Below are 20,901 nucleotides of genomic sequence, written 5' to 3'. Positions count from 1 at the left end.
CGACTGTCCGATGCGGTCACCCTGCCCTCGGCCGTACGGTTAGTCAATAGTTACCGATACGCGTTGCCGATATGAAACTATTCTTCATCGCCCGGATGGGCCGTTCCGCCAGGTGCTACGGCTGTTCACCGGGTGTCCGGGCATGCCGCCGCTCTGGTAAATATGAGCGAATGCGATTCAAGTGGCCCGCGATCATTGCCGGACTGGTACTGCTGGCCGTGCTCGGCACGGTTCTGGTGGTGCGGCTGACCGGCGACGAGCCCGAGCCGCCGACCGCGACCCCGGCGTCGCCCTCCGCCGCTCCCAGCCCGAGTGCGGCCGCGCCGAGCCCGTCCGCCCAGGCCGTCAGCGAGGGCGTGGTGTTCGACTTCGCGAACGGACTGGAACAGGCCCGCGTGGTCGGCTCGGACGCCGGCACCCTCGCCGTACGCGAGGAGAGCCAGACCGGCGGGGACGTGTCGCTCGTGCCGCGCGACGGCGACTTCGCGGTGCGCTTCCCCGGCCCGTGCGCGAGCAAGGACGACAAGCAGTGCCCGCGCGCGATCCTCGACGCCGGCGCGAATCCGGCGCTCAACCCCGGCCTGCGCGCCTTCCGCTGGGGCGCGGCGGTGCTGATGGCCCCCGAGGAGACGGCCAAGGGCGCGAACGTGCTGCAGAAGGGCTACTCGCAGTTCGGTACGCAGTTCAAGCTGCAGGTCGACGGCGCTCAGGGCATGCCCTCCTGCGTCGTGGCCGGTCCGCAGAACGGCAAGAACGTCATCCACGTCGCGCAGGCGACGCAGGGGATCGCCGACGGCCGCTGGCACACCGTCGAATGCGCGCGTGACGGCGCCGTCCTGCGCATCACCGTGGACGGCGTGGCGCAGGGCGAGGCCACCATCCCGGCCGACCTGAACATCTCCAACGACGCCCCGCTGCGTATCGGCGGCAAGGGCGTCGCCCCGAACAACGACCAGTTCCATGGCACGCTCGACGACCTGTTCGTCGCGATCGGATAGACGCCCTGGTGACACGCGACCGCATCGACGGAATTGCGTTCTTGTAACGGTCTTGCCTAACGTGAATCCCCGTGTGTAGCCATAATCGGCCCCACGCGGGGCTTCCCAGCGCACCACGAATACGCCGCGGCCTGCTGACGGCCGCCGTCGTCCTGCTCGCTCTGCTCGCGCCCGCGGCACAGGCCCACGCGGCCCCGACGCCCGCCGAGATCGAGAAGCAGATCGACGAGCAGTGGGCCAAGCTCGAACCGGTCATCGAGGAGCACAACGCCACCAAGGCGAAGCTGGCCAAGCAGCGCAAGAAGGCCGGCGAACTGGAGGCCCAGCTCGCTCCCCTGGAGCTGCAGGTGCAGGCCACCCGGACGCGCATCGGCGTGCTCGCCGACCAGCTCTACCGCGGCGGCACCCTGGCCCAGGTCAACGCGTTCCTCAGCAGCGGTGACGCCGGCGTCATGGCGAAGCGGCTCGTCGTGCTCGATCAGCTCGCCCACGACAAGAAGGCCCGCATCGCCGACACCCTCACCGCCAAGGCGGCATTGGACGCGGTGAAGCAGCCGCTGGACGAGACGATCGCGCAGCTCGCCAAAACCGAGGCCGAGCAGGGGTCACGGACCAAGGCCATCGAGGCGGAGATCTCGAAGCTGAACAAGCTGCGGCTCCAGGCGTACGGCAGCGGTGCCGGCACCGGTGAGCTCGCCCCCGTGCCCTGCCCGACGGCGTACCCCGGCGGCCCGGCCGGCAAGGCGGTCCAGTTCGCCTGCCGCCAGATCGGCAAGATGTACGGCTGGGGCGACGACGGCCCGAGCACCTTCGACTGCTCCGGGCTGACCAAGGCCGCCTGGGCCCAGGCGGGCGTCTCCCTGCCGCACAACGCCAGATCCCAGCGCGCCGCCGTGAAGTCCGTCAGCCGCGCCGACCTCAAACCCGGCGACCTCGTCTTCTACTACAGCGACCTGCACCACGTCGGCATGTACGCCGGCAACGGCTGGATCGTCCACGCCTCCCAAACGGGCAAACCCATCGCCATGCGCCGCATGGACGCCGCCCCCATCCACAGCTTCGGCCGCCCCTCCTGACCACTCCGCCCTCACCCCTCTCGGGGCAACTCTTAAAAAGTCGCGGCTTCGGACACGCTCCGAGGCCGCGACTTTTTAAGAGTTGCGGCAGGGGTGGGCGGTCAGGGGGTGGGGCGGAGCATGGGTGGGTGGAGAAGGCGGGCGGGGCCGCGGCGGAAGAGCTGGGCGGGGCGGCCGCGTTCGGCGGCGATGCTGCGGCCCACGGGCTCGATGAAGCCGGGCGTGCCAGTCACCTTGCGGTGGAAGTTGCGGGGGTCGAGCCGGGCGCCCCAGACCGTCTCGTAGACCTCCCGCAGCTCGCTGATGGTGAACTCGGGCGGGCAGAACGCCGTCGCCAGCGGGGAGTACTCCAGCTTGGCGCGGGCGCGCTCCACCCCGTCGGCCAGGATGCGCGCGTGATCGAAGGCCAGCTCCGCGACCGGTAGCGCCGTCCAGGCCGCGCCCTCCGCGTCGCTGCCCGCGACCGGGGCGGGCAGGTGGGGCAGCAGCGCCAGGTACGCCACGGTCACCACCCGGCCGCGCGGGTCCCGTCCGGGCGCGCCGTAACTGGCCAGCTGCTCCAGGTGGCCTACCGGGGCGGTCAGCCCGGTCTCCTCGCGCAGCTCCCGGGCGGCGGCCGCGTCGAGGTCCTCGTCAGGCAGCACGAAACCGCCGGGTAGCGCCCACTGCCCCCGGTAGGGCTCGATGCCCCGGCGCACCAGCAGCACCCGCATCTCGTTGTCCTGCACCGTCAGCACCACCAGATCGGCTGTGACGGAGAACGCCGGATAGTCGGCCATCTGATTTATCACCACCTTGACGAGAATGTATCACGAAGCTTATCGTCATCATGACGAAAAAGGGACCGGGGAATCCTCCGAAGGAGAACGATCACGATGGCTGACGTGTCCAAGCGCTTCTTCCTGCGCCACCTGCGCAGCACGCCGACGAACTGGGTGCGCCACAGCGTCCGCGGCCGGGCCAAGCGGGAGGGCATCGGCCTGGCCTTCTGGTACCGCCCGCTCACCGCCGTGCTCAGCGAGGTGCCGGTCGACGACCGCGAGCTGCCGCTGCTGTTCCACGCCCGCACCAGCGACTTCACCGACGTCACCGTGCAGGCCACGGTGACCTACCGGGTGGCCGACCCCGCCGTCGCGGTCGGCCGGCTGGACTTCTCGATCGATCCCTACCTGGGCACCGCGCGGGCCCGCCCGCTCGACCAGATCGCCACCCTGCTCGCCGAGCTGGCCCAGCAGCCCGCGCTGGACCTGCTGACCCGGCTGCCGCTGGCCGAGGCGCTGAGCGAGGTCGCCGCGGTGCGCGAGGCGGTGTCGGCCGCGCTGGGCGCCGAGCCGCGCCTGACCGACCTGGGCGTCCAGGTGGTCAGCGCCCGCGTGGTGGCGATCCGGCCGGAGCCGGAGCTGGAGCGCGCGCTGCAGACCCCGACCCGGGAGGCGGTGCAGGTCGAGGCCGACCGGGCCACCTTCGCCCGCCGCGCGCAGGCCGTCGAGCAGGAGCGCGGCATCGCCGAGAACGAGCTCCAGAACAAGATCGAGCTGGCCCGGCGCGAGCAGCAGCTCGTCGAGCAGAACGGCGCCAACACCCGCCGCAAGGCCGAACTCGTCGCCGCGGCGCAGCTCGTCGAGGCGCAGGGCCGCGCCGAGCGCGAGAAGCTGCTCAACGCCGCCGAGGCGGAGAAGGAGCAGCTGCTCGCCGAGGCCAAGGCCGCGGGCGTACGGGCGATCGGCGTCGCCGAAGGCGAGGCCGAGGCAGCCAAGCTCGCGGCATACCGGGACCTGTCGCCCGAGGTGCTGCAGGGCCTGGCGCTGCGCGAGCTGGCCGGCCAGCTCCCGGAGATCGGCCAGCTCACCGTCACGCCCGACGTGGTCACCGGCCTGCTCTCGCGCTTCGGCGCGGGCCCGTCGGACCGCTGAGCGAGGCATGCGGGAGCGGATCATGGACAGGCGGAGCGAGGAGGAAGCATGAGCGCGACGCTGGCTCCCCGGGTGGTCGTGGTGTCCCGGCGCAGCGAGCTCGACGAGCTGCTGGGCCGGCACGGCACGCGCGCCGCCGCGGCGTACTTCCTGAAGGAACGGGGGAGGGAGATCGCCGAGGTGGAGGCGCGGCACGCCGCGCAGGAGGCGGCGCTGGCCACGGTCAGCGCCGCCCTGCCCGCGGACTGGCGGCGCGGGCAGGTGCACCGCGACGACCTGTCCCGGTTCCTGTTCGCGCCGGAGGACATCGTGGTCACCGTCGGGCAGGACGGCCTGGTCGCGAACGCGGCGAAGTATCTGGCCGGGCAGCCGGTGCTCGGCGTGAACCCCGAGCCCGAACGCAACCCCGGCGTGCTGGCCCGCTTCGCCGCCCGCGACGTGGCAGGCCTGCTGCCCGCGGTGCTCGCCGGCCGCGCCGCCACGCAGTCGCGCGCGATGGCCGTGGCCACGCTCGATGACGGCCAGCAGCTCGCCGGCCTCAACGAGATCTACATCGGCCACCAGACCCACCAGTCCTCCCGCTACCTGCTCACCACGCCACAGGGCGAGCAGGAACGGCACTCCTCGTCGGGCGTACTGGTCGGCACCGGCACGGGCGCCACCGGCTGGTGCGCGTCGGTGGCCCTGATGCGCGACCTGGCCGACACCCTGCCCGGCCCGGACGCGTCCGAGCTGTGCTGGTTCGTCCGCGAAGCCTGGCCCTCACCGGCCACCGGCGCACGCCTCACCGCCGGCCGCGTCGGCTCCGGCCAGCGCCTCACCCTGACCAGCGAGAGCGAGCGCCTGGTCGCCTTCGCCGACGGCGTCGAGTCCGACCACCTCGTCCTGGCCTGGGGCCAGCGCATCACCATCGCCACCGGCACCCGCCACCTCACCCTCGTCGTCCCCTGACGAAGGAAGGGCATCGTCGGCTCGCGTCAGCGAGACGAGCAGCTCGGCTCAACGCTCCGCGTTGTAGAAGGTGCCCTTCCCATCATCGCGGCTGGGCTGAGCTGCGGCGATGGGCGCCGAACTGGTGAGTCGTCTCACAAAACCGTACGACCGATCGGTCTTTTTAATAGCCTGGCTCCATGACCGGAACGGACGGGCGGCTGGCCCGCGGCGAGCGCACCCGCACCACGGTGCTCGACGCCGCCGTGGCGCTGGCCAGCGAGGCAGGGCTCGACGGCCTGTCCCTGGGCCAGCTCGCCGACCGGTTGCACGTCAGCAAGTCAGGGCTCTTCGCGCACTGGTCCTCCAAGGAGGAACTGCAGCTCGCCGCGATCGAGCACGCCCGCGACCAGTGGGCCCGCCGTGTCGTCGGCCCGGCCCTGGACCGACCGCGCGGCCTGCGCCGCCTGTTCGCGCTGCACGAGTCGCGCCTGGCCTTCTACAGCGAGCGGGTCCTCCCCGGCGGCTGCTTCTTCGCCATCGCCGAGTTCGAGTCCACCGGCCGCACCGGCACGGTGCCCGACCGGCTCGCCGAGGTGCTCGCCGAGTGGATCACGCTGCTGGAGCGGCTCGTCACCGAGGCCGTCGAGCTGGGCGAGCTGCCCGCCGACACGGTGCCCCGGCGGCTGGCCTTCGAGGTCGACGCGGCCGGGGTCGCGGCGCTGCTGCACTCGCGCCTGCTGGCCCGCAGCCTCGACGACGCCCGCCAGGCCGTGCTCGCCCGCCTGCGCGGCCTCGCCACCGACCCCGACCTGCTGCCGTACGACTGAAAGGCCCCAGATGACCACCGCCACGCTCGACACCACCACCGGCACGGTCCGCCGGGCCGTCGTCCATATCGACGACCTCGACATCGTCGGCATCATGCACAACGCCCGCTACGCGCTGATCCTGGAGCGGGCCATGTCGGAGTTCTGGGCCGAGCACGGCTACGGCTTCCGCGACGGCGTGCCGAGCAGCCCCGACATGATCGCCGCGGTGCGCGAGTTCACCATCACCTACCACGCACCGGTACGCGGCACCGGCCCGATCCTGGTCCACTTCTGGCTGGACTCGATGGGCGAGACCAGCGCCGTCTACGGCTTCCGCTTCCTGTCCGAGGACGGCGGCACCGTCTTCGCCGACGGCCGCCGGGTCATGGTCAAGATGGATCGCACCGGCCGCCCCGCGCCGTGGACCCCGCAGGGCCGCGAGATCGCGAGCAGCCTGCTGCGCTGAGTTCCGGGGAGGGGCGGCGCGGGCGGCCCGCTTGCTGCGATCATTGCCGCGTGCGCCTCCCCTCGGCTGTACCCGCGCTGCTCGCTGCAGTCTTCCTAGTGGCCGCATGCGGTGCAGAAACGGACAAACCTGCCTTCGTGGCCGCATCCCCGAGCAGTGCCCCCGCATCGGCCACGCCGGCTCCGTCGGTGACGCCGAGCCCGTCCGCGTCACCGAGCGCTCGGCCGGGACGGCCCGGCCAGACCAAGCCCGGCCTGCTGCCGCCGGTGGTGAACCACGGGCCGCGCACCGGTGACCTCGTCGCGCTCACCTTCGACGCGGACATGACCGACAGCATGCTCGCCCAGCTCAAGAGCGGCCGCGTCAAGTCGTACGCGAACGTCCGGATCATCGAGATGCTGGAGCACGACAAGATCCCGGCCACCTTCTTCCTGACGGGCAAGTGGGTCCAGCGCTACCCCGAGCTGACCGAACGCCTCGCCCGCAACCCGCGCTTCGAACTGGCCAACCACACCTACGGCCACCAGGCCTTCACCGCCGACTGCTACACCTTGCCGCGCATCCCCGCGGCCGCGATGACCGAGGACGTCGCGAAGACCTTCAAAATCATCGAGCGGTACGGCGGACGCCAGACCCGCTACTTCCGCTTCCCCGGCCTGTGCCACGACCGGGCGGCGCTGCGCGCCATGTCCCCGCTCGGCCTGACCGTCGTCGACGGCGATGTCGTCAGCGGCGACCCGTTCGCCACCGACTGGCGGCCGATCGTGAACGCCGTGCTCAAGAAGGTCAAGCCCGGCTCCGTGATCATCCTGCACGTCACCGAGGCCAACGCCCGGTTCACCGACGAGGCCCTGCCGCACATCCTCAAGGGCCTGGCCGAGCGCGGCCTCAAGCCGGCCACCCTGTCCGAGGTGCTCGCCGGCTGACCTGGACGGGGGACCACACCGGCGATCGATGTCCCGTACGCTCCGGCCACCACTCGTGATCGGAGCAGCCCATGACCCGCGCCGTCTTCCGGATCGGCGTATGCGCCGCAGCCCTCAGCGCGATCGCCGCTCTGGGCGCCGCGTGCTCGCCGTCCGTGGCAGAACCGTCGGTCGCGGCCTCGCCGTCGCCGTCCGCTCGCCACGTGGCACTGCCCCTCGACCTGGACGGCAAGCGGATGATGCTCGTCGCCGACAAGGAGGACTGGGGCAAGGACCTGCAGGCTGCGCTCGCACGCACCTTCCCGGAGGCCGAGTCCGCCGTCGGGGCGGCGTACAAGATCGTCGGCGGTAAGGAGACCGTGCTGGCCGGGGTGGTGGCGACGCAGGTCGCGGACCGGCAGGCAGCCCTCGTCACCGCGCTCGAATCGCTGCGTCCCGTCGCCGGCCTGCGCAATCCCGGGCTGACCGTGGGCCGGACGGTCAGCGTCGACGCCGTCGGACCGGCCGCCGAGATCGAATGCGGCCTGGCCGACGGCGGCGGCGCCGACTTCCCGGTGTGCGCCTGGGCCACGGACACCGTCCTCGGCGTCGTGGTGTTCACGTACAAGAAGCCGGCCGCGCAGATCGAGGCGGAGTTCCACCGCATCCGGGCGGCCCTGGAGGCTTCGGTGGCCTGACGGCCGCCCCCACGAGTCCGCGCGGATGTCGTAGCGTCCCCCCATGGGGGCGTCGAGGTGGCTGCGCGGAGGTCTGGGTGTCCTGGCCGGACTGTCACCGGCGCTGGTGATGTTCCTGGTGGACCGGTCGCAGTTCGGCAACTGCGCACAGGCCTGGTATCTCAGCGCCGCGTTCCTCGGCGTCGTCCCGTGGTTCATCGTCTTCCTGGGCAGCGTGTCCACGCTCTTCGAGACGGACTCGCCGAAGTCCCGCGACGTGGCGCTCGGCGCGCTCGTCGGCGTACTCCTCCTGGCAGCCGCGTTCGCGACCGGCTTCGCCACCGACACCGCCCCGCCCGGCGTGCCCACCACGCCCTACTGCCACGACAACTCCACCCCGGCGGGCCGGTGACCATCCTGGCGTTCGGCCCATGCGCTTGCGGATCACCTGGTGGACCGTGCTTTCCTCGTAGCTGAAGTTCCCCCGTGACGGACAGGAGACCGACGTGGCCGAGACGACGGTGGCCGAGGTGATGGCCGAGCTGGCGGCGCTCGAAGACCCCAAGGCACGCCAGGTGAACGAGAAGCACGGCGACGACCACGGCGTGAACCTCGGCAAGCTGCGCGACCTCGCGAAGCGGCTGAAGACGCAGCAGGAGCTCTCCCGGCGGCTCTGGGACACCGGCGACACCGCGGCGCGGCTGGTGGCGCTCCTGATCTGCCGCCCGAAGGCGTTCGAGCGTGCCGACCTGGACGCCATGCTGCGCGAGGCGCGCACCCCGAAGGTACACGACTGGCTCGTCAACTACGTCGTGAAGAAGAGCCCGCACGCCGAAGAGCTGCGGGCGGCCTGGTTCGCCGACCCGGATCCCGTGGTCGCCAGCGCCGGCTGGGCGCTGACCACCGATCGCGTGGCGAAGAAGCCCGAAGGACTCGACCTGCCGGGGCTGCTCGACACCATCGAGGCGGAGATGAAGGACGCCCCGGACCGCCTGCAGTGGGCGATGAACCACTGCCTGGCCCAGATCGGCATCGAGCACCCCGAGCACCGCGCCCGCGCGCTCGACATCGGCGAGCGCCTGGAGGTCCTCAAGGACTACCCGACCCCGCCGAACTGCACGTCCCCGTTCGCCCCCAGCTGGATCAACGAGATGGTGCGCCGGCAGCAGGACAGGTAGGGCAGGCGCCAGGAGCAGCTCAGCAGACTCCTTCGAAGGTCAGCTTGCTGCTGACGGGCTTCGTACGCCACATCGCACGCAGTTGTCGGTACTGGTCGACCTCCGCGCGCGCTTCAGCGAGATCGGCGAGGCGTTCCGGTCCGACGGCGCTGAAGCTGAAGTCCGTGTCCTGGGTGTTCAGCTCGTCCATCCCGGCGAACTCGGCGTGATCGCTGAAGCACATCTCAAGATTGAGTTGCCAGTACACCGGGTACGGGTCATCGGGCCCGTCGGTGGAGACTGCGAACTGTCGCGTGAAGTTCAGCGAGGGCAGGCCGTCGGTCCATTGGTTGCGACCCCACTGAACGATGAAGCCGTCGGCATCGCCATCGGCGTCTGTTCCGCTGACCTCCGTCTGCAGGAATTCGGTGAACGACTGCCAGGCAGCCTCCACGTCGGCGACCGCATCGGGCTCGACGCCGTGCCGCCGCAGCACATCGGCGAACGCGTCGGCGCTGTCACGCCAGAAGAAGGACATGGCAGACCGTACCAATGGGCAGGCAGGCACAGCCGGAGGGAGCGCGTGAAGGGAATCGGACTCACCGGCAGCCTGAGAGTCGGCCAGATCAAGGTCTCTGACCTCGGCCCGTCTGCTGGAACGCGGACCCGAGCGGTCTGGATGACCCCTCCGTCACACAGGCTCGAGGCTGCGGATGGCCTGGCGTTTATCCTGGTGCGACATGTCCTGGGCCGGAGGAGGGTTGCGCGATGACGGTCTTCGTCTGCCTTCGGTGCAGGGAGGTACTCACCGAAGAACTTAGTGAGGTGCCTTTTCAGGAGCTGTCCGAGCCGACAGCACCCTGTGATCTTGAACCGGGGCAAACATGCCCGCCATGGCTAGCACGGGGCATGTTCGCTGTCGATCCGGATCCGTACGGCCCTCCGTTCGTTCCGCACGCCACGAACGATCACTGGCTGATCTCGGCCGGTCCTTCGTGCACAGTTTTGATCAACCCTGACGATCTGCTGGTGCGGCGCGCGCATCCTGATGTTCTTCGCCGGGTCGGCTGTTGCGGCCCCTCCGGCATCGACGGTCCTAACCTCGTCTGCGGCTGCGGGGCTGAAATCGCGACGGAAGTCGCGGACTGCTGGACCGGCCAGGTGATCCGCTTGGAGCCGGCGGCTGTCATGAGGCCGTCGTAGTTCCCGCGCTGCCATCGGACTGCGATCTCGCACGCTGGTGCTTGGCGCCATCCGACGAGCGGGCACCGTCGCGTGCCCACGTTCACCCTGATCCATGGTGGCTCATGGCGCGGTCGCGGGCGGAGCCGTGACGAGGCAGTGGCCCTGGATGGCCTGCTAGATCATCGTGGATGCTGGAGCAAACGAAAGCCCAGGCGCGGAATCGCTTCCGACCTGGGCATCCTCGTGTGGAGCGGGTGAAGGGAATCGAACCCTCACTGTCAGCTTGGGAAGCTGATGTTCTGCCATTGAACTACACCCGCGAGCGGCCACCACTGTACCTGACGTCACGGGTCGCGTGCACGTAGGTAACCGCGGCAGTTCGCCACGGCTTTCGCCTACGCGGCCACGAGCTGCAGGAACGGTTTGCGGGGCCGGCGTTCGTGCGCCGGCCCGCTCCTGCCCGCCGCCGGGTCGCGCCAGGTGTGCGGGTGTGCGCCCGCCTCGTGCCGGTGCAGCAGCGCCGACTCGACGGTGAGTTCGTAGAGCCGCCAGTCGAGGGTGGGCGCGGCCCGGTGACTACGGGCGAGGTGCTCGACGGTGGCGATGCTGGTGACGGGGTGGGCGCGGCCGCTGACGTACGCCTCGACGTCGCTGTCCTCGGCGGGGAAGGCGTGCAGGGCGTAGCGCCCGTCGCGTTCGAGGTCGCGCCGCTTCGGTGAGTCGATCACGAAGCAGTAGAGACCCTCGTCGGTGACGATGGGGGAGACGGGGTGCACCCGTGGCCCGCCGTCGGCCCGTACGGTCGCCAGGTAGCCCATGCCCGGCCCGTACTGGTGCAGCAGGGCACGGATCGACGAGGCCAGCCACGGTGTGGCGGCGGCGAATTCGGTCCAGGTTGCCATGGGGTGGACTTTATCGAACACATGTTCTAGTGCGCCATCGAGACACGCGGTGCGTCCCCTATCGAGTGATCGATGCCGGAAGAAGCCCTCGTGGCCTGCGTGGGAGTGCAGAATTCCGGCCGTTCGGGTGGGCCGCGGCGGCGAAGGGGCATGCCGGGGACGGTAGGCTCGCCTGCGTGTTGCTTTCCGACCGGGACCTGGTGGCCGAGATCAAGTCCGGCCAGCTGCAGCTGGAGCCGTTCGAGCCGAGCCTGGTGCAGCCGTCGAGCATCGACGTCCGGCTGGACCGCCTGTTCCGGGTGTTCAACAACCACCTGTACACGCACATCGACCCGGCCGAGCAGCAGGACGAGCTGACGACGATGGTCGAGGTGCAGGACGGGCAGCCGTTCGTGCTGCACCCGGGCGAGTTCGTGCTCGCCTCCACGCTCGAGGTGGTCACCCTCGGCAACCAGCTCGCGGCGCGGCTGGAGGGCAAGTCGAGCCTGGGCCGGCTGGGCCTGCTGACGCACTCGACGGCGGGCTTCATCGACCCGGGTTTCTCCGGGCACGTGACGCTGGAGCTGTCCAATGTGGCGACGCTGCCGATCCGGCTCTGGCCGGGCATGAAGATCGGCCAGCTGTGCGTGCTGCGGCTGTCGTCGGAGGCCGAGCACCCGTACGGCTCCAGCGTGAACGGCTCGCGGTATCAGGGCCAGCGCGGCCCGACGGCGTCGCGCTCGTATCTCAACTGGCGCACCTGGCCGACCGCCTGAGGGCCGACGCGCCTGCGTTCGGCGGAGATCCGGCGCACGCTGCCTGTTTCCAAAACCAGCCAAACAGTTTCTGAAAAATCGTGAAAGAGCGTCTCGTCCGACCGTACAGAATGCGGTCCGCCGACGAGACAATCTGAGCGGTGTGGCGGAGTTGATCAGGCATGCTGGTTGCCGTACGCATTCCACTTGCCCTGTCGGGCGGCCGCCCGCTAAGCCCTGGATTCCGCGCCGGACTCGGCGCGGCCTTCGTGCTGCTCTTCTTGATCAGCGCGGTGGAGCTGGCAGACGGCCGCGAGGCGCGCTTCGTCGGCCTGATGGCGACCGTGCCCTTCCTCGCCGCGGTGTTCGCGCCGTGGCAGGCGGTGCTGCTCGCGGGCGGTGTCGCGACGGCGGTCGGCACGGTCTTCGCCTTCTTCGGCATGAGCCAGGACGATCTGTCGGCGTTCATCAACGTGATCGGCATCGGTCTGGCGACGGGCATCGCGGCGCTGGTGGCGGTGGTCCGGCAGCGGCAGGCCGAGCGCATCGCCGAGCTGGCCAAGCTCGCCACCATCGCCCAGCAGGCGGTGCTGCGCCCACTGGGCCCGAAGGTGGGCACGCTGGCGGTGGCGGGCCGGTACATCTCCGCGACCGCCGCGGCCGACATCGGCGGCGACCTGTACGAGGCGCTGGACACCCCGTACGGCGTGCGTATGATCATCGGTGATGTGCGGGGCAAGGGCCTGGACGCGGTCCGTACGGCGAGCATCGTGCTGGGCTCGTACCGCCATGTCGCCTTCGAGCGGGCCGACCTGCGCGCCATCGTCGCCGACCTGGACCGGGCCGTGGCCCGCAGCGTGGGCGACGAGGACTTCGTCACCGCGTGCCTGGTCGAGGAGCGCGGCGGCACGCTGACGATCGTCAACTGCGGCCACCCCGCGCCGATCCTGATCCGGCGCGGCGAGGTGATCACCCTTGATCCGCCCTCGCCGGCGCCGCCGCTGGGGTTCATGCCGGTGGTGCGCAGCCGCGTGGAGCGGCTGGAGCCCGGCGACCGGCTGCTGCTGCTGACCGACGGCCTGGCCGAGGCGCGGCGCGACGGCGAGTTCTTCCCGATCACCGAGCGGGCCTGGAAGCTGCTCGGCCACGGCACCGTCGGCGACGGCCTGGCCTCGGTCGAGTCGGCGCTGCTGGAATGGGTGCACAACCGGCTCGACGACGACATCGCGCTGATCCTGATGGAGTACGCGGGCCCGTCCCAGCCCACCCTGTCCCCGGTGCCGAGCTGGGAACTGGGCGCGACGAACTAGGCGACCGAGGTCGTGCGGTTGCGGCGCACCGTCAGCGTCAGCGAGGGCAGCGCGCTCGGGGCCCGGTGGCGGCCGATGTAGCGGACCGGGTAGCGCGGCTCGAACATCAGCTTGCGCAGGTTCTCGATCATTTTCTTCCTCCCCTGTGGCGGGCGGGGCGAGGGTGCCCGCGCGTCACCCGGAAGAACGACGTCGATGCGCAAAGGTTGCGGCACCCCGGCGTGGTGCCTTGCTTGTGTCCGTTTTATTCACTATGTCCGCAAGGCGCCGGGCGGATAACTGGTGAAGTTTCACCTGGTTGTGATGTGAACTTCTCGGCAGTTCGCTTGCCGATGGTTACTGACGAGTAATACAGTCGTACTTACTGGTCGGTAACTGAATGCGCTGAGGGCGGGAAGAATGAGCCACTACCAGAGCAACTTGCGGGATCTTGAGTTCAACCTGTTCGAGGTCTTCGACACGCCCTTCGGCGAGGGACCCTTCACCGAGGTCGACGCGGACACCGCGCGCAGCGTGCTGAGCGAGATCGACCGCATGGCGCGCGTCGACCTGGCCGCTAGCTACGCCGACGCCGACCGCAACCCGCCGGTGTACGACCCGGCGAACTACACCGTGACCATGCCGGAGAGCTTCAAGCAGTCCTTCCAGACCTGGATGGACTCGGAGTTCTGGCGCCTGGACCTGCCGCCCGCCCTCGGTGGCAGCTCCGCCCCGCGCACCCTGACCTGGGCCTTCGCCGAGCTGGTGCTGGGCTCGAACGCGCCGGTCTGGATGTTCGGCTCCGGCCCCTCGTTCGCGCACGTGCTCTTCCTGGAGGGCACCGACGAGCAGAAGAAGTGGGCCGAGCTGTTCGTCGACAAGAAGTGGGGCTCGACGATGGTGCTCACCGAGCCCGACGCGGGCTCGGACGTGGGCGCGGGCCGCACCAAGGCGGTCAAGCAGGAGGACGGCTCCTGGCACATCGAGGGCGTGAAGCGCTTCATCACCTCGGCCGAGCACGACATGTCCGACAACATCATCCACTACGTGCTGGCCCGTCCCGAGGGCGGCGCTGCGGGCACCAAGGGCCTGTCGCTGTTCGTGGTGCCGAAGTTCCACTTCGACGCCGAGACGGGCGAGCTGGGCGAGCGCAACGGCGTCTTCGTCACCAACGTCGAGCACAAGATGGGCATCAAGGTCTCCACGACCTGCGAGACCACCTTCGGCGGGCACGGCGTGCCGGCCAAGGGCTGGCTGGTCGGCGAGGTGCACGAGGGCATCCGGCAGATGTTCCTCATCATCGAGAACGCCCGGATGATGGTCGGCACCAAGGCCATCGCGACGCTGTCGACCGGCTACCTCAACGCGCTGTCCTACGCCAAGGAGCGCGTGCAGGGCGCCGACCTGCTGCAGATGACGGACAAGAGCGCGCCGCGCGTCGCCATCACCCACCACCCGGACGTACGCCGCTCGCTGCTGCTGCAGAAGTCGTACGCCGAGGGCCTGCGCGCGCTGGTCGCGTACACGGCGTACTGGCAGGACCGGGTGTCGATCGCGACCGCCGCCGGGGACGAGAAGGCCGCCAAGCGGGCCTCGAAGATCAACGACTTCCTGCTGCCGCTGGTCAAGGGCTGCGGCTCCGAGCGTGCGTTCGAGCTGCTCGGCTCCGAGTCGCTGCAGATCTTCGGCGGTTCGGGCTTCCTGCAGGACTACCCGCTGGAGCAGTACGTCCGCGACGCGAAGATCGACTCGCTGTACGAGGGCACCACCGCGATTCAGAGCCTCGACCTGGTCTTCCGCAAGATCGTGCGGGACAACGGCCGGGCCCTGATGTCGGTCGCCGGGGAGATCCAGGAGTTCCTCACCAACGAGGCCGGCAACGGCCAGCTCAAGGAGGAGCGCGCGTCGCTGGCCGCCGCCCTCGGCGACGTGCAGGCGATGCTCGGCACGTTCACCGGCTGGCTGGCCGAGTCGCAGGGCGACGACCCGCGGGCGCTGTACAAGGTCGGCCTGCACTCGCGCCGCCTGCTGCTCGCCATCGGCGACCTGGTCGTCGGCTGGCTGCTGCTGCGCCGCGCCGAGGTCGCGCTGCGCAAGCTGTCCGGTGAGCCCGGCACCGACCAGGCGTTCTACACCGGTGTCGTGGCCACCGCGCGCTTCTTCTCGCGCGAGGTGCTGCCGCGGCTGGGCTCCGACCGGCGCATCGTCGAGCTGGCCACGCTCGACGCCATGGACCTGGACGAGGCCTCCTTCTGACCCCACGGGGTGCGGCCCCGGCCGCGCCCCGCACCCATCCCACGAATAGGTGAACGGCGTCCCCTCCGCACGCAGGGGGCGCCGTTCCCGTCTGCGCCGGTCAGCCGGGTGCCCGGGTGGTTATCGCCGAAGTTGGGATGCGCAACCGCGCCGCTTGCGGCAAGCTGAGCTCATGGCCCCGCTGTCCGGCGCCGGAACGCGCCCACGCACTCTGGTGCTGCTGCGTCACGCCAAGGCCGACCGCCCTGCGGGCCTGGCCGACACCGACCGCCCGCTGACCGACCGCGGCCACGCCGACGCGGCCGCGGCCGGGGCCTGGATGGTCAACCACGGCTACGTGCCCGACCTGGTGCTCTGCTCACCGGCCAGGCGCACCCGCCAGACCTGGCACTCGGTCGCGGTCGCGCTGGCCGGCGCCGGGTCGCCGGTGGTCCGCTACGAGCGCCGGCTGTACGAAGGCTCGCCCGACGAGCTGCTCGCCCTCATCCGGGAAGTGGAACCCGAGTTCCGCACGGTCCTGGTCATCGGGCACAACCCGACCATCTCCCAGCTCTCCGCACAGCTCGACGCGGGCGGTGGCGAGGTCGACTCCGACGGCCTGCGCACCTGCGGCATAGCCGTCCACCAACCCGAAACCGACTGGCCCGACACCGACACCGCCAAACTCGTCGCCGCCCACACCGCCCGCGCCTGACCCGACCTCCACCCCGGCGCCGACCCCCACCCCGCGCGCAACTCTTAAGGAGTCGCGGTGTTCGGGGGTCGTCAAGGCCGCGACTCCTTAAGAGTTGCGGCAGGTGAGGGGGTCAGGCGAAGAGGGCGAAGTAGATGGCGATGTGGTGGGAGATGGCGGCCAGCAGGGTGCAGGCGTGGAAGAACTCGTGGTGGCCGAAGACCTCGGGCCACGGGTTGGGGCGGCGCAGCGCGTAGAAGACCGCGCCGACGCTGTAGGCCAGGCCGCCGACCAGCAGGAGGACCAGGGCGGTGACGCCGCCGTTGCGCAGGATGTCGGGCAGCACGGCGACGGCGACCCAGCCCAGGGCGAGGTAGAGCGGGGCGGAGACCCAGCGCGGCGCGTGCGGCCAGATCAGCGACATGGCCGCCCCGCCCAGCGCGCCCGCCCAGACCAGTGCCAGCAGCAGCGCGGCCTTCCCGGACGGCAGCAGGAGCAGGCAGAACGGGGTGTACGTGCCCGCGATGAAGACGAAGATCATGGCGTGGTCGAGCCGCCGCATGAGCTGGTAGCCGCGCTCGCTCCAGACCCGCCGGTGGTAGAGCCCGCTGACGCCGAACAGCCCGCACACGGTGAGGCTGTAGACCGCCACGCTGGTCACGGGTGTGCCGCCGGGCCGGAACGCGGCGATGGACACCAGCACGACGCCGCAGACCAGGGCGACGAAGAAGGCGTACGCGTGCAGCCAGCCGCGCATCCGGGGCTTGCCGATGTCGACGGGGCGCAGACGTCGCGGGGCGGCCGTGTCGGTCATGCCCCTAGGCTACGGCACCGTAGGTTACTGGCGCGTAGCCCAAGCGGGTGAGGCCGGTAACATCTGCGTCGTGCTGGTCAGGAAGTACGGCTGGGACTCGCTGCTGCTGGAGGTCGACGACCCGGCGGCGTGGTTCCGCGCGCTGCGCGCCGCCCGCGAGCGCGGCGAGCTGACCTGCGAGGAGATCGTGCCCGCGGCGCGCACCGTGCTGCTGCGCGGGGTGCGGGGCGAGCCGCGCTGGACGGATCTCGCACCCGAGGCCGCACCGCCCCCGCCACCGTCCCGGGTGGACGTGCCGGTGCACTGGGACGGGCCCGACCGCGACACCGTGGCAGCGGCGTGGCGGGCCGACCCGGCGCAGGTGCTCCGGGAGACCGGGTTCACGGTCGCGTTCTGCGGGTTCGCGCCCGGGTTCGGCTATCTGACCGGGCTGCCGGAGTGCCGGTGGCTGCCCCGGCTGGCCAGCCCGCGGGCCCGGGTGCCGGCCGGATCGGTGGCGCTCGCGGGGCCGTACGCCGGAATCTATCCGCGCAGCTCGCCCGGCGGCTGGCAGCTGGTCGGCCGCACCGAGCTGGTCCTGTTCGACCTCGACCGCGATCCGCCCGCGCTGCTCACGCCGGGCACCCTGGTGAGGTTCGTCGATGCTTGAGGTGCTGAGGCCAGGTCCGCTGGCCACGGTGCAGGACCTGGGCCGGGCCGGCTACGCCGAACTCGGGGTGTCCCGGTCAGGCGCGCTCGACCCGGCGGCGCTGCGGCTGGCCAACCGGCTCGTCGGCAATCCCGAGAGCTGCGCCGGGATCGAATTCACCTACGGCGGCGGGGTCCTGCGGGCGCACGTGTCCGTCTGGTGCGCGCTTACCGGCGCGCCCGCCCCGGTGACGGTCGACGGCCGCCCGACGCCCTACGGGGTCGCCTTCGGGCTGTCCGCAGGCTCGTGCGTCGAGATCGGACCGCCGCGTCACGGTATCCGCAGTTACCTCGCCGTGTCGGGCGGCATCGCGGTTCCGGGGGTGCTCGGCTCGCGCAGCACCGACACGCTTTCCGGCATCGGCCCCGAACCGCTGCACGCGGGCCAGACGCTTCCCGTCGGCCAGGCGGGCCCCGGCGTCGAGCGAGCGCCGGCCGGTGTGCCGTCCGGCCAGGCAGCAGGGCGTGGCGCACCGGGCTCGGCCGTGGCCGGCGGCGCGGGACCGCTCGCGGTCGACTTCGTGCCGGTGTCCGCGCCCGCGGACGAGATCCGGTTGCGGGTGCGGCTCGGGCCACGTGACGACTGGTTCGCCGACCCTGGTGAGCTGCTGCGCAACGGGTACACGGTGGGCCAGGGTGACCGGATCGGGGTGCGGCTGGACGGGCCGCCGCTGACCCGGGCGGTGACCGGGGAACTGCCCAGCGAAGGGCTGCTCGCCGGGGCGATCCAGGTGCCCGGCGACGGCCGGCCGCTGGTGTTCCTCGCCGACCACCCGACCACCGGCGGCTACCCGGTCGTCGGGGTGGTGCACCCCGCCGATCTCGGGCTGCTCGCGCAGGCGCGTCCAGGCACTACTGTGTTCCTCTATGGATCTCAACGCTGATCTCGGTGAGGGTTTCGGCCGCTGGGAACTCGGTGACGACGAGGCCCTGCTCGACCTGGTGACCAGTGCCAACGTCGCCTGCGGCTTCCACGCCGGGGACGCGGCGACCATGCGCCGCACCTGCCAGCTGGCCGCCCGGCAGGGCGTCGCGGTGGGCGCGCAGGTCGGCTACCGCGACCTGGCCGGCTTCGGCCGCAGATTCATCGAGTACGACCTCGACCAGCTCCGCGACGAGATCATCTACCAGGTCGGGGCGCTGCAGGCGCTGGCCGCGGCCGAGGGCGCCCGGGTGCGTTACCTCAAACCCCACGGCGCGCTCTACCACGCGACCGCGCACATCGACGCGATCGTCGAGGCCGCGCAGGCGACCGGCCTGCCGGTGCTGTGCGCGCCCGGCTCGCCGCTGGCCACCGCGGCCGGGGACGCGGTCGTGCCGGTGTACGCGGAGGGCTTCGCCGACCGCGCCTACCGGGCCGACGGCACCCTGCTCCCGCGCAGCAAGCCCGGCGCGGTCATCACCGACCAGGAGGAGGTGGTGGCCCGCGCCCTGCTGATGGCGGTCGACCAGCGGGTCATCGCCCTCGACGGCACCGTGCTCCCGCACGCCGTCGACTCCATCTGCCTGCACGGCGACACCCCCGGCGCGGTCGCCCTGGCCCGCGCCGTCCGCGAGGCCCTCCAATACGCAGACGTGCGCCTCCGGCCCTTCCTGCCCTAGGCGTCGAGGCCGCGGAGGATCAGGGGGAGGCGGTCGGGGGCGTCGGGGGTGATGACGACGGGGACGCCCCAGTCCTGGCGGGTGAGGTGGCAGGCCGGGAACTCGGCGTCGGCGTCGCAGGTCGCGGCCTGGGCCACGACCTGGAGCACGCCCTGCGGCACGGCCGGGTTGAGGACCAGCTTGCGGGACAGGTCGGTGGTCACCCCGGCGCCCTCCAGCAGCAGCTCGGCGGGGGAGGCGGACACCTCCAGCCTGGTCGGGTCGCCGAAGCTGCGGTCCAGCTTCTGGCCCGGCGCGGGGGTGAAGATGACGTCCAGCGTGACCGTGCCCGGGGCCAGCGGCGACGGCGGCCGCTCGACCTTGTGCCGCCCGCCGTCGACCACGCCGGCCGCCGCGGGGGCGAGCCGGACCAGCCGGTGCGCGGCCGACTCGACCACGATCACGTTGCCGGCCGCGTCGAGCACGACGTCGCTGGGCTCGGCCAGGCCGCTGTCGACGGTGGACACCGTGCCGTCCTGCCAGCGCCGGACCGCGCCGTTGTACGTGTCCGCGATCAGCACCGAGCCGTCGGGCAGCGCGCACACGCCGAGCGGGTGCTGCAGCAGTGCCTGGTCGGCCGGTCCGTCCACGTGCCCGAAGTCGAACAGGCCCTGCCCGACGGCGGTGTGCAGCTGCCCGTCCTCGATCCAGCGCAGCGCGCTGGTCTCCGAGTCGGCCAGCCACAGCCTGCGGCCGTCGGGCGAGGTGGACAGGCCGGACGGCTGGGCCATCCACACCTGGTCCAGCGCGCCGTCGCGCAGCGCCTCGACGGTGGTGCCCGCGTACAGGCCGACGGTCCGCTTCACCGGGTCGAACCACCACAGCGTGTGCGTGCCCGCCATGGCGACGATCACCTTGCCGTCGTACCAGGCGACGTCCCACGGCGACGACAGGTCCATGGACCGGGCGTCGTGGGCGTGGTCGTCCAGGCTGGAGCGCCACTGCCGACCGGTGCCGGCCACGGTCGTCACGGCCAGGTCGCTCAGGCGTACGCCACGCAGCAGGTGGTTCACCGTGTCCGCGACGACGACGTCGTAGCCGACGCGCGCCGCGATGTCGGCGGGCAGCAGGCACAGGCCCTGCGGCTCGGAGAAGCTCGCCTCGGCCGGGCCGCCGTCGGCACGCCCGCGCCCGCCCGTGCCGACGCGGCGCAGCACCGCCGACAGGTCCTGGTCGAGGACGGCGAGGCTGTGCCGGGCCGAGTCGGAGACGAGCACGGTGCCGTCGGGCAGCGGCAGCGCCTTGCCCGGGAAGCGCAGCAGGGTGTCGCTGGGCGGCGGGGGCACGAACGGGCCGTCGCCGCGGTGCAGCGTGCCCTTCGCCTCGTGTACGGCGATCAGCTCGTCCAGCAGGCGGCGCAGCCCTTCGGCGTGGCCCTCGCCGGCCATGTTCGCCACCACGTAACCCTCGGGGTCGATCACCGAGAGCGTCGGCCAGGCCTTGGCGGCGTACTGCTGCCACATGTCCATGTCCGGGTCGTCGAGCACCGGGTGGTCCACGCCGTACCGCTCCACCGCGGCGGCCAGCGCGTCCGCGTCCCGCTCGTGCTCGAACTTCGGCGAGTGCACCCCGATGATCACCAGCACGTCGGCGTACTTCTCCTCGAGCGGGCGCAGCTCGTCGAGCACGTGCAGGCAGTTGATGCAGCAGAAGGTCCAGAAGTCCAGGATCACGATGCGGCCGCGCAGGTCGGCCAGCTTGAGGTCCTTGCCGCCGGTGTTCAACCAGCCTCGTCCGCGCAGCTCCGGCGCCCGTACCCGCATACCGCCATTCTGCCCGATCATGG

24 protein-coding genes and 1 tRNA gene are annotated in these 20,901 nt (G+C 71.2%); 18 read left to right on the top strand and 7 right to left on the bottom strand.

Going from position 1 to position 20,901, the window contains the following annotated elements; translation table 11 throughout:
- Nucleotides 1–170: 170 nt before the first annotated feature.
- Both Cco03nite_RS10975 and Cco03nite_RS10970 read left to right on the top strand, forming a co-directional pair.
- Nucleotides 171–998, top strand: coding sequence for a laminin G domain-containing protein (locus Cco03nite_RS10975; RefSeq protein WP_203691907.1), 828 nt, complete (start codon nt 171–173; stop codon nt 996–998).
- 71 nt (nt 999–1,069) lie between these two features.
- Nucleotides 1,070–2,074 (top strand): C40 family peptidase, encoded by a 1,005-nt coding sequence (locus Cco03nite_RS10970; protein WP_203691905.1) that lies wholly within the window; start codon nt 1,070–1,072, stop codon nt 2,072–2,074.
- A 101-nt stretch (nt 2,075–2,175) separates the two neighbouring features.
- On the opposite strand, the gene Cco03nite_RS10965 is transcribed toward Cco03nite_RS10970, so the two are convergent.
- Nucleotides 2,176–2,853 (bottom strand): NUDIX hydrolase, encoded by a 678-nt coding sequence (locus Cco03nite_RS10965; RefSeq protein ID WP_203691903.1) that lies wholly within the window; start codon nt 2,851–2,853, stop codon nt 2,176–2,178.
- Nucleotides 2,854–2,949: 96 nt separating this feature from the next.
- On the opposite strand from Cco03nite_RS10965, the gene Cco03nite_RS10960 reads away from it, so the two are divergent.
- The 8 genes from Cco03nite_RS10960 to Cco03nite_RS10925 all read left to right on the top strand — a co-directional run bounded on the left by Cco03nite_RS10960 (nt 2,950) and on the right by Cco03nite_RS10925 (nt 8,955).
- Nucleotides 2,950–3,987, top strand: a complete 1,038-nt coding sequence (locus tag Cco03nite_RS10960; RefSeq protein WP_203691901.1) for an SPFH domain-containing protein — start codon at nt 2,950–2,952, stop codon at nt 3,985–3,987.
- A 48-nt stretch (nt 3,988–4,035) separates the two neighbouring features.
- Complete coding sequence (locus tag Cco03nite_RS10955; RefSeq protein ID WP_203691899.1) at nt 4,036–4,938, top strand: diacylglycerol kinase catalytic domain-containing protein; 903 nt, start codon at nt 4,036–4,038, stop codon at nt 4,936–4,938.
- Nucleotides 4,939–5,117: 179 nt separating this feature from the next.
- Nucleotides 5,118–5,747, top strand: a complete 630-nt coding sequence (locus Cco03nite_RS10950) for a TetR family transcriptional regulator C-terminal domain-containing protein (protein ID WP_203691897.1) — start codon at nt 5,118–5,120, stop codon at nt 5,745–5,747.
- A 10-nt stretch (nt 5,748–5,757) separates the two neighbouring features.
- Complete coding sequence (locus Cco03nite_RS10945; RefSeq protein WP_203691895.1) at nt 5,758–6,195, top strand: acyl-CoA thioesterase; 438 nt, start codon at nt 5,758–5,760, stop codon at nt 6,193–6,195.
- A 137-nt stretch (nt 6,196–6,332) separates the two neighbouring features.
- Nucleotides 6,333–7,121: a polysaccharide deacetylase family protein gene (locus Cco03nite_RS10940; RefSeq protein ID WP_239167287.1), complete on the top strand. Its 789-nt coding sequence runs from the start codon at nt 6,333–6,335 to the stop codon at nt 7,119–7,121.
- 71 nt (nt 7,122–7,192) lie between these two features.
- The gene (locus tag Cco03nite_RS10935; protein ID WP_203691893.1) at nt 7,193–7,798 is read left to right on the top strand and encodes a hypothetical protein; all 606 of its coding nucleotides are present in this window, start codon (nt 7,193–7,195) and stop codon (nt 7,796–7,798) included.
- A gap of 43 nt (nt 7,799–7,841) precedes the next feature.
- On the top strand, nt 7,842–8,189 hold the full coding sequence (locus Cco03nite_RS10930) for a hypothetical protein (RefSeq protein WP_203691892.1): 348 nt from the start codon (nt 7,842–7,844) through the stop codon (nt 8,187–8,189).
- 94 nt (nt 8,190–8,283) lie between these two features.
- The gene (locus Cco03nite_RS10925) at nt 8,284–8,955 is read left to right on the top strand and encodes a DNA alkylation repair protein (RefSeq protein WP_203691890.1); all 672 of its coding nucleotides are present in this window, start codon (nt 8,284–8,286) and stop codon (nt 8,953–8,955) included.
- 19 nt (nt 8,956–8,974) lie between these two features.
- Here Cco03nite_RS10925 and Cco03nite_RS10920 read toward each other — a convergent pair whose 3' ends face one another.
- A complete protein-coding gene (locus Cco03nite_RS10920) occupies nt 8,975–9,472 on the bottom strand; it encodes a hypothetical protein (RefSeq protein WP_203691888.1) in 498 nt (165 codons plus the stop codon).
- A 371-nt stretch (nt 9,473–9,843) separates the two neighbouring features.
- On the opposite strand from Cco03nite_RS10920, the gene Cco03nite_RS10915 reads away from it, so the two are divergent.
- A complete protein-coding gene (locus Cco03nite_RS10915; RefSeq protein WP_203691886.1) occupies nt 9,844–10,137 on the top strand; it encodes a hypothetical protein in 294 nt (97 codons plus the stop codon).
- Between the two features lie 228 nt (nt 10,138–10,365).
- Here Cco03nite_RS10915 and Cco03nite_RS10910 read toward each other — a convergent pair.
- Together Cco03nite_RS10910 and Cco03nite_RS10905 are read right to left on the bottom strand one after the other, a co-directional pair.
- Nucleotides 10,366–10,439: transfer RNA gene (locus tag Cco03nite_RS10910), tRNA-Gly, on the bottom strand.
- 75 nt (nt 10,440–10,514) lie between these two features.
- Nucleotides 10,515–11,021: a pyridoxamine 5'-phosphate oxidase family protein gene (locus tag Cco03nite_RS10905; protein ID WP_239167286.1), complete on the bottom strand. Its 507-nt coding sequence runs from the start codon at nt 11,019–11,021 to the stop codon at nt 10,515–10,517.
- 176 nt (nt 11,022–11,197) lie between these two features.
- Between Cco03nite_RS10905 and dcd the strand changes: the two genes are divergently transcribed.
- Both dcd and Cco03nite_RS10895 read left to right on the top strand, forming a co-directional pair.
- A complete protein-coding gene (gene dcd, locus Cco03nite_RS10900; RefSeq protein ID WP_203691884.1) occupies nt 11,198–11,776 on the top strand; it encodes a dCTP deaminase in 579 nt (192 codons plus the stop codon).
- A 161-nt stretch (nt 11,777–11,937) separates the two neighbouring features.
- A complete protein-coding gene (locus Cco03nite_RS10895) occupies nt 11,938–13,065 on the top strand; it encodes a PP2C family protein-serine/threonine phosphatase (protein WP_203691882.1) in 1,128 nt (375 codons plus the stop codon).
- Here Cco03nite_RS10895 and Cco03nite_RS42825 read toward each other — a convergent pair.
- Nucleotides 13,062–13,196, bottom strand: a complete 135-nt coding sequence (locus tag Cco03nite_RS42825; protein ID WP_275412031.1) for a hypothetical protein — start codon at nt 13,194–13,196, stop codon at nt 13,062–13,064. The two genes, Cco03nite_RS10895 and Cco03nite_RS42825, sit on opposite strands and share 4 nt — an antisense overlap.
- A gap of 268 nt (nt 13,197–13,464) precedes the next feature.
- Between Cco03nite_RS42825 and Cco03nite_RS10890 the strand changes: the two genes are divergently transcribed.
- Both Cco03nite_RS10890 and Cco03nite_RS10885 read left to right on the top strand, forming a co-directional pair.
- A complete protein-coding gene (locus tag Cco03nite_RS10890) occupies nt 13,465–15,300 on the top strand; it encodes an acyl-CoA dehydrogenase (protein ID WP_203691880.1) in 1,836 nt (611 codons plus the stop codon).
- A gap of 181 nt (nt 15,301–15,481) precedes the next feature.
- Entirely contained in the window at nt 15,482–15,994 is a 513-nt protein-coding gene (locus tag Cco03nite_RS10885) for a SixA phosphatase family protein (protein ID WP_203692010.1), read from the top strand.
- 112 nt (nt 15,995–16,106) lie between these two features.
- Here Cco03nite_RS10885 and trhA read toward each other — a convergent pair whose 3' ends face one another.
- Nucleotides 16,107–16,787: a PAQR family membrane homeostasis protein TrhA gene (gene trhA, locus Cco03nite_RS10880; RefSeq protein ID WP_203691878.1), complete on the bottom strand. Its 681-nt coding sequence runs from the start codon at nt 16,785–16,787 to the stop codon at nt 16,107–16,109.
- A gap of 70 nt (nt 16,788–16,857) precedes the next feature.
- Between trhA and Cco03nite_RS10875 the strand changes: the two genes are divergently transcribed.
- Genes Cco03nite_RS10875 through Cco03nite_RS10865 form a run of 3 tightly spaced genes read left to right on the top strand, consistent with a single transcriptional unit; the run spans nt 16,858 to nt 19,076 of the window.
- Complete coding sequence (locus Cco03nite_RS10875) at nt 16,858–17,436, top strand: 5-oxoprolinase subunit B family protein (protein WP_275412030.1); 579 nt, start codon at nt 16,858–16,860, stop codon at nt 17,434–17,436.
- Nucleotides 17,429–18,358 (top strand): 5-oxoprolinase subunit C family protein, encoded by a 930-nt coding sequence (locus Cco03nite_RS10870; protein WP_203691874.1) that lies wholly within the window; start codon nt 17,429–17,431, stop codon nt 18,356–18,358. Before Cco03nite_RS10875 ends, Cco03nite_RS10870 begins: the two co-directional genes overlap by 8 nt.
- Nucleotides 18,342–19,076, top strand: a complete 735-nt coding sequence (locus tag Cco03nite_RS10865; protein WP_203691872.1) for a LamB/YcsF family protein — start codon at nt 18,342–18,344, stop codon at nt 19,074–19,076. Before Cco03nite_RS10870 ends, Cco03nite_RS10865 begins: the two co-directional genes overlap by 17 nt.
- Here Cco03nite_RS10865 and Cco03nite_RS10860 read toward each other — a convergent pair.
- Nucleotides 19,073–20,878, bottom strand: coding sequence for an NHL domain-containing thioredoxin family protein (locus Cco03nite_RS10860; RefSeq protein ID WP_203691870.1), 1,806 nt, complete (start codon nt 20,876–20,878; stop codon nt 19,073–19,075). The two genes, Cco03nite_RS10865 and Cco03nite_RS10860, sit on opposite strands and share 4 nt — an antisense overlap.
- Nucleotides 20,879–20,901: the final 23 nt, after the last annotated feature.

Source organism: Catellatospora coxensis, from assembly GCF_016862635.1.
Lineage (GTDB): Bacteria > Actinomycetota > Actinomycetes > Mycobacteriales > Micromonosporaceae > Catellatospora > Catellatospora coxensis.
The sequence above is the reverse complement of the archived record's forward strand: the minus strand, read 5'-3'. Positions and strand labels throughout refer to the sequence as shown.

Coding starts and splice junctions, on each gene's coding strand:
- Cco03nite_RS42825 (WP_275412031.1), bottom strand. CDS start 13,196: ATGATCGAGAACCTGCGCAAGCTGATGTTCGAGCCGCGCTACCCGGTC.
- Cco03nite_RS10960 (WP_203691901.1), top strand. CDS start 2,950: ATGGCTGACGTGTCCAAGCGCTTCTTCCTGCGCCACCTGCGCAGCACG.
- Cco03nite_RS10945 (WP_203691895.1), top strand. CDS start 5,758: ATGACCACCGCCACGCTCGACACCACCACCGGCACGGTCCGCCGGGCC.
- Cco03nite_RS10930 (WP_203691892.1), top strand. CDS start 7,842: ATGGGGGCGTCGAGGTGGCTGCGCGGAGGTCTGGGTGTCCTGGCCGGA.
- Cco03nite_RS10935 (WP_203691893.1), top strand. CDS start 7,193: ATGACCCGCGCCGTCTTCCGGATCGGCGTATGCGCCGCAGCCCTCAGC.
- trhA (WP_203691878.1), bottom strand. CDS start 16,787: ATGACCGACACGGCCGCCCCGCGACGTCTGCGCCCCGTCGACATCGGC.
- Cco03nite_RS10890 (WP_203691880.1), top strand. CDS start 13,465: ATGAGCCACTACCAGAGCAACTTGCGGGATCTTGAGTTCAACCTGTTC.
- Cco03nite_RS10865 (WP_203691872.1), top strand. CDS start 18,342: ATGGATCTCAACGCTGATCTCGGTGAGGGTTTCGGCCGCTGGGAACTC.
- Cco03nite_RS10915 (WP_203691886.1), top strand. CDS start 9,844: ATGTTCGCTGTCGATCCGGATCCGTACGGCCCTCCGTTCGTTCCGCAC.
- Cco03nite_RS10950 (WP_203691897.1), top strand. CDS start 5,118: ATGACCGGAACGGACGGGCGGCTGGCCCGCGGCGAGCGCACCCGCACC.
- Cco03nite_RS10905 (WP_239167286.1), bottom strand. CDS start 11,021: ATGGCAACCTGGACCGAATTCGCCGCCGCCACACCGTGGCTGGCCTCG.
- Cco03nite_RS10870 (WP_203691874.1), top strand. CDS start 17,429: ATGCTTGAGGTGCTGAGGCCAGGTCCGCTGGCCACGGTGCAGGACCTG.
- Cco03nite_RS10860 (WP_203691870.1), bottom strand. CDS start 20,878: ATGCGGGTACGGGCGCCGGAGCTGCGCGGACGAGGCTGGTTGAACACC.
- Cco03nite_RS10895 (WP_203691882.1), top strand. CDS start 11,938: ATGCTGGTTGCCGTACGCATTCCACTTGCCCTGTCGGGCGGCCGCCCG.
- Cco03nite_RS10965 (WP_203691903.1), bottom strand. CDS start 2,853: ATGGCCGACTATCCGGCGTTCTCCGTCACAGCCGATCTGGTGGTGCTG.
- Cco03nite_RS10955 (WP_203691899.1), top strand. CDS start 4,036: ATGAGCGCGACGCTGGCTCCCCGGGTGGTCGTGGTGTCCCGGCGCAGC.
- Cco03nite_RS10975 (WP_203691907.1), top strand. CDS start 171: ATGCGATTCAAGTGGCCCGCGATCATTGCCGGACTGGTACTGCTGGCC.
- Cco03nite_RS10920 (WP_203691888.1), bottom strand. CDS start 9,472: ATGTCCTTCTTCTGGCGTGACAGCGCCGACGCGTTCGCCGATGTGCTG.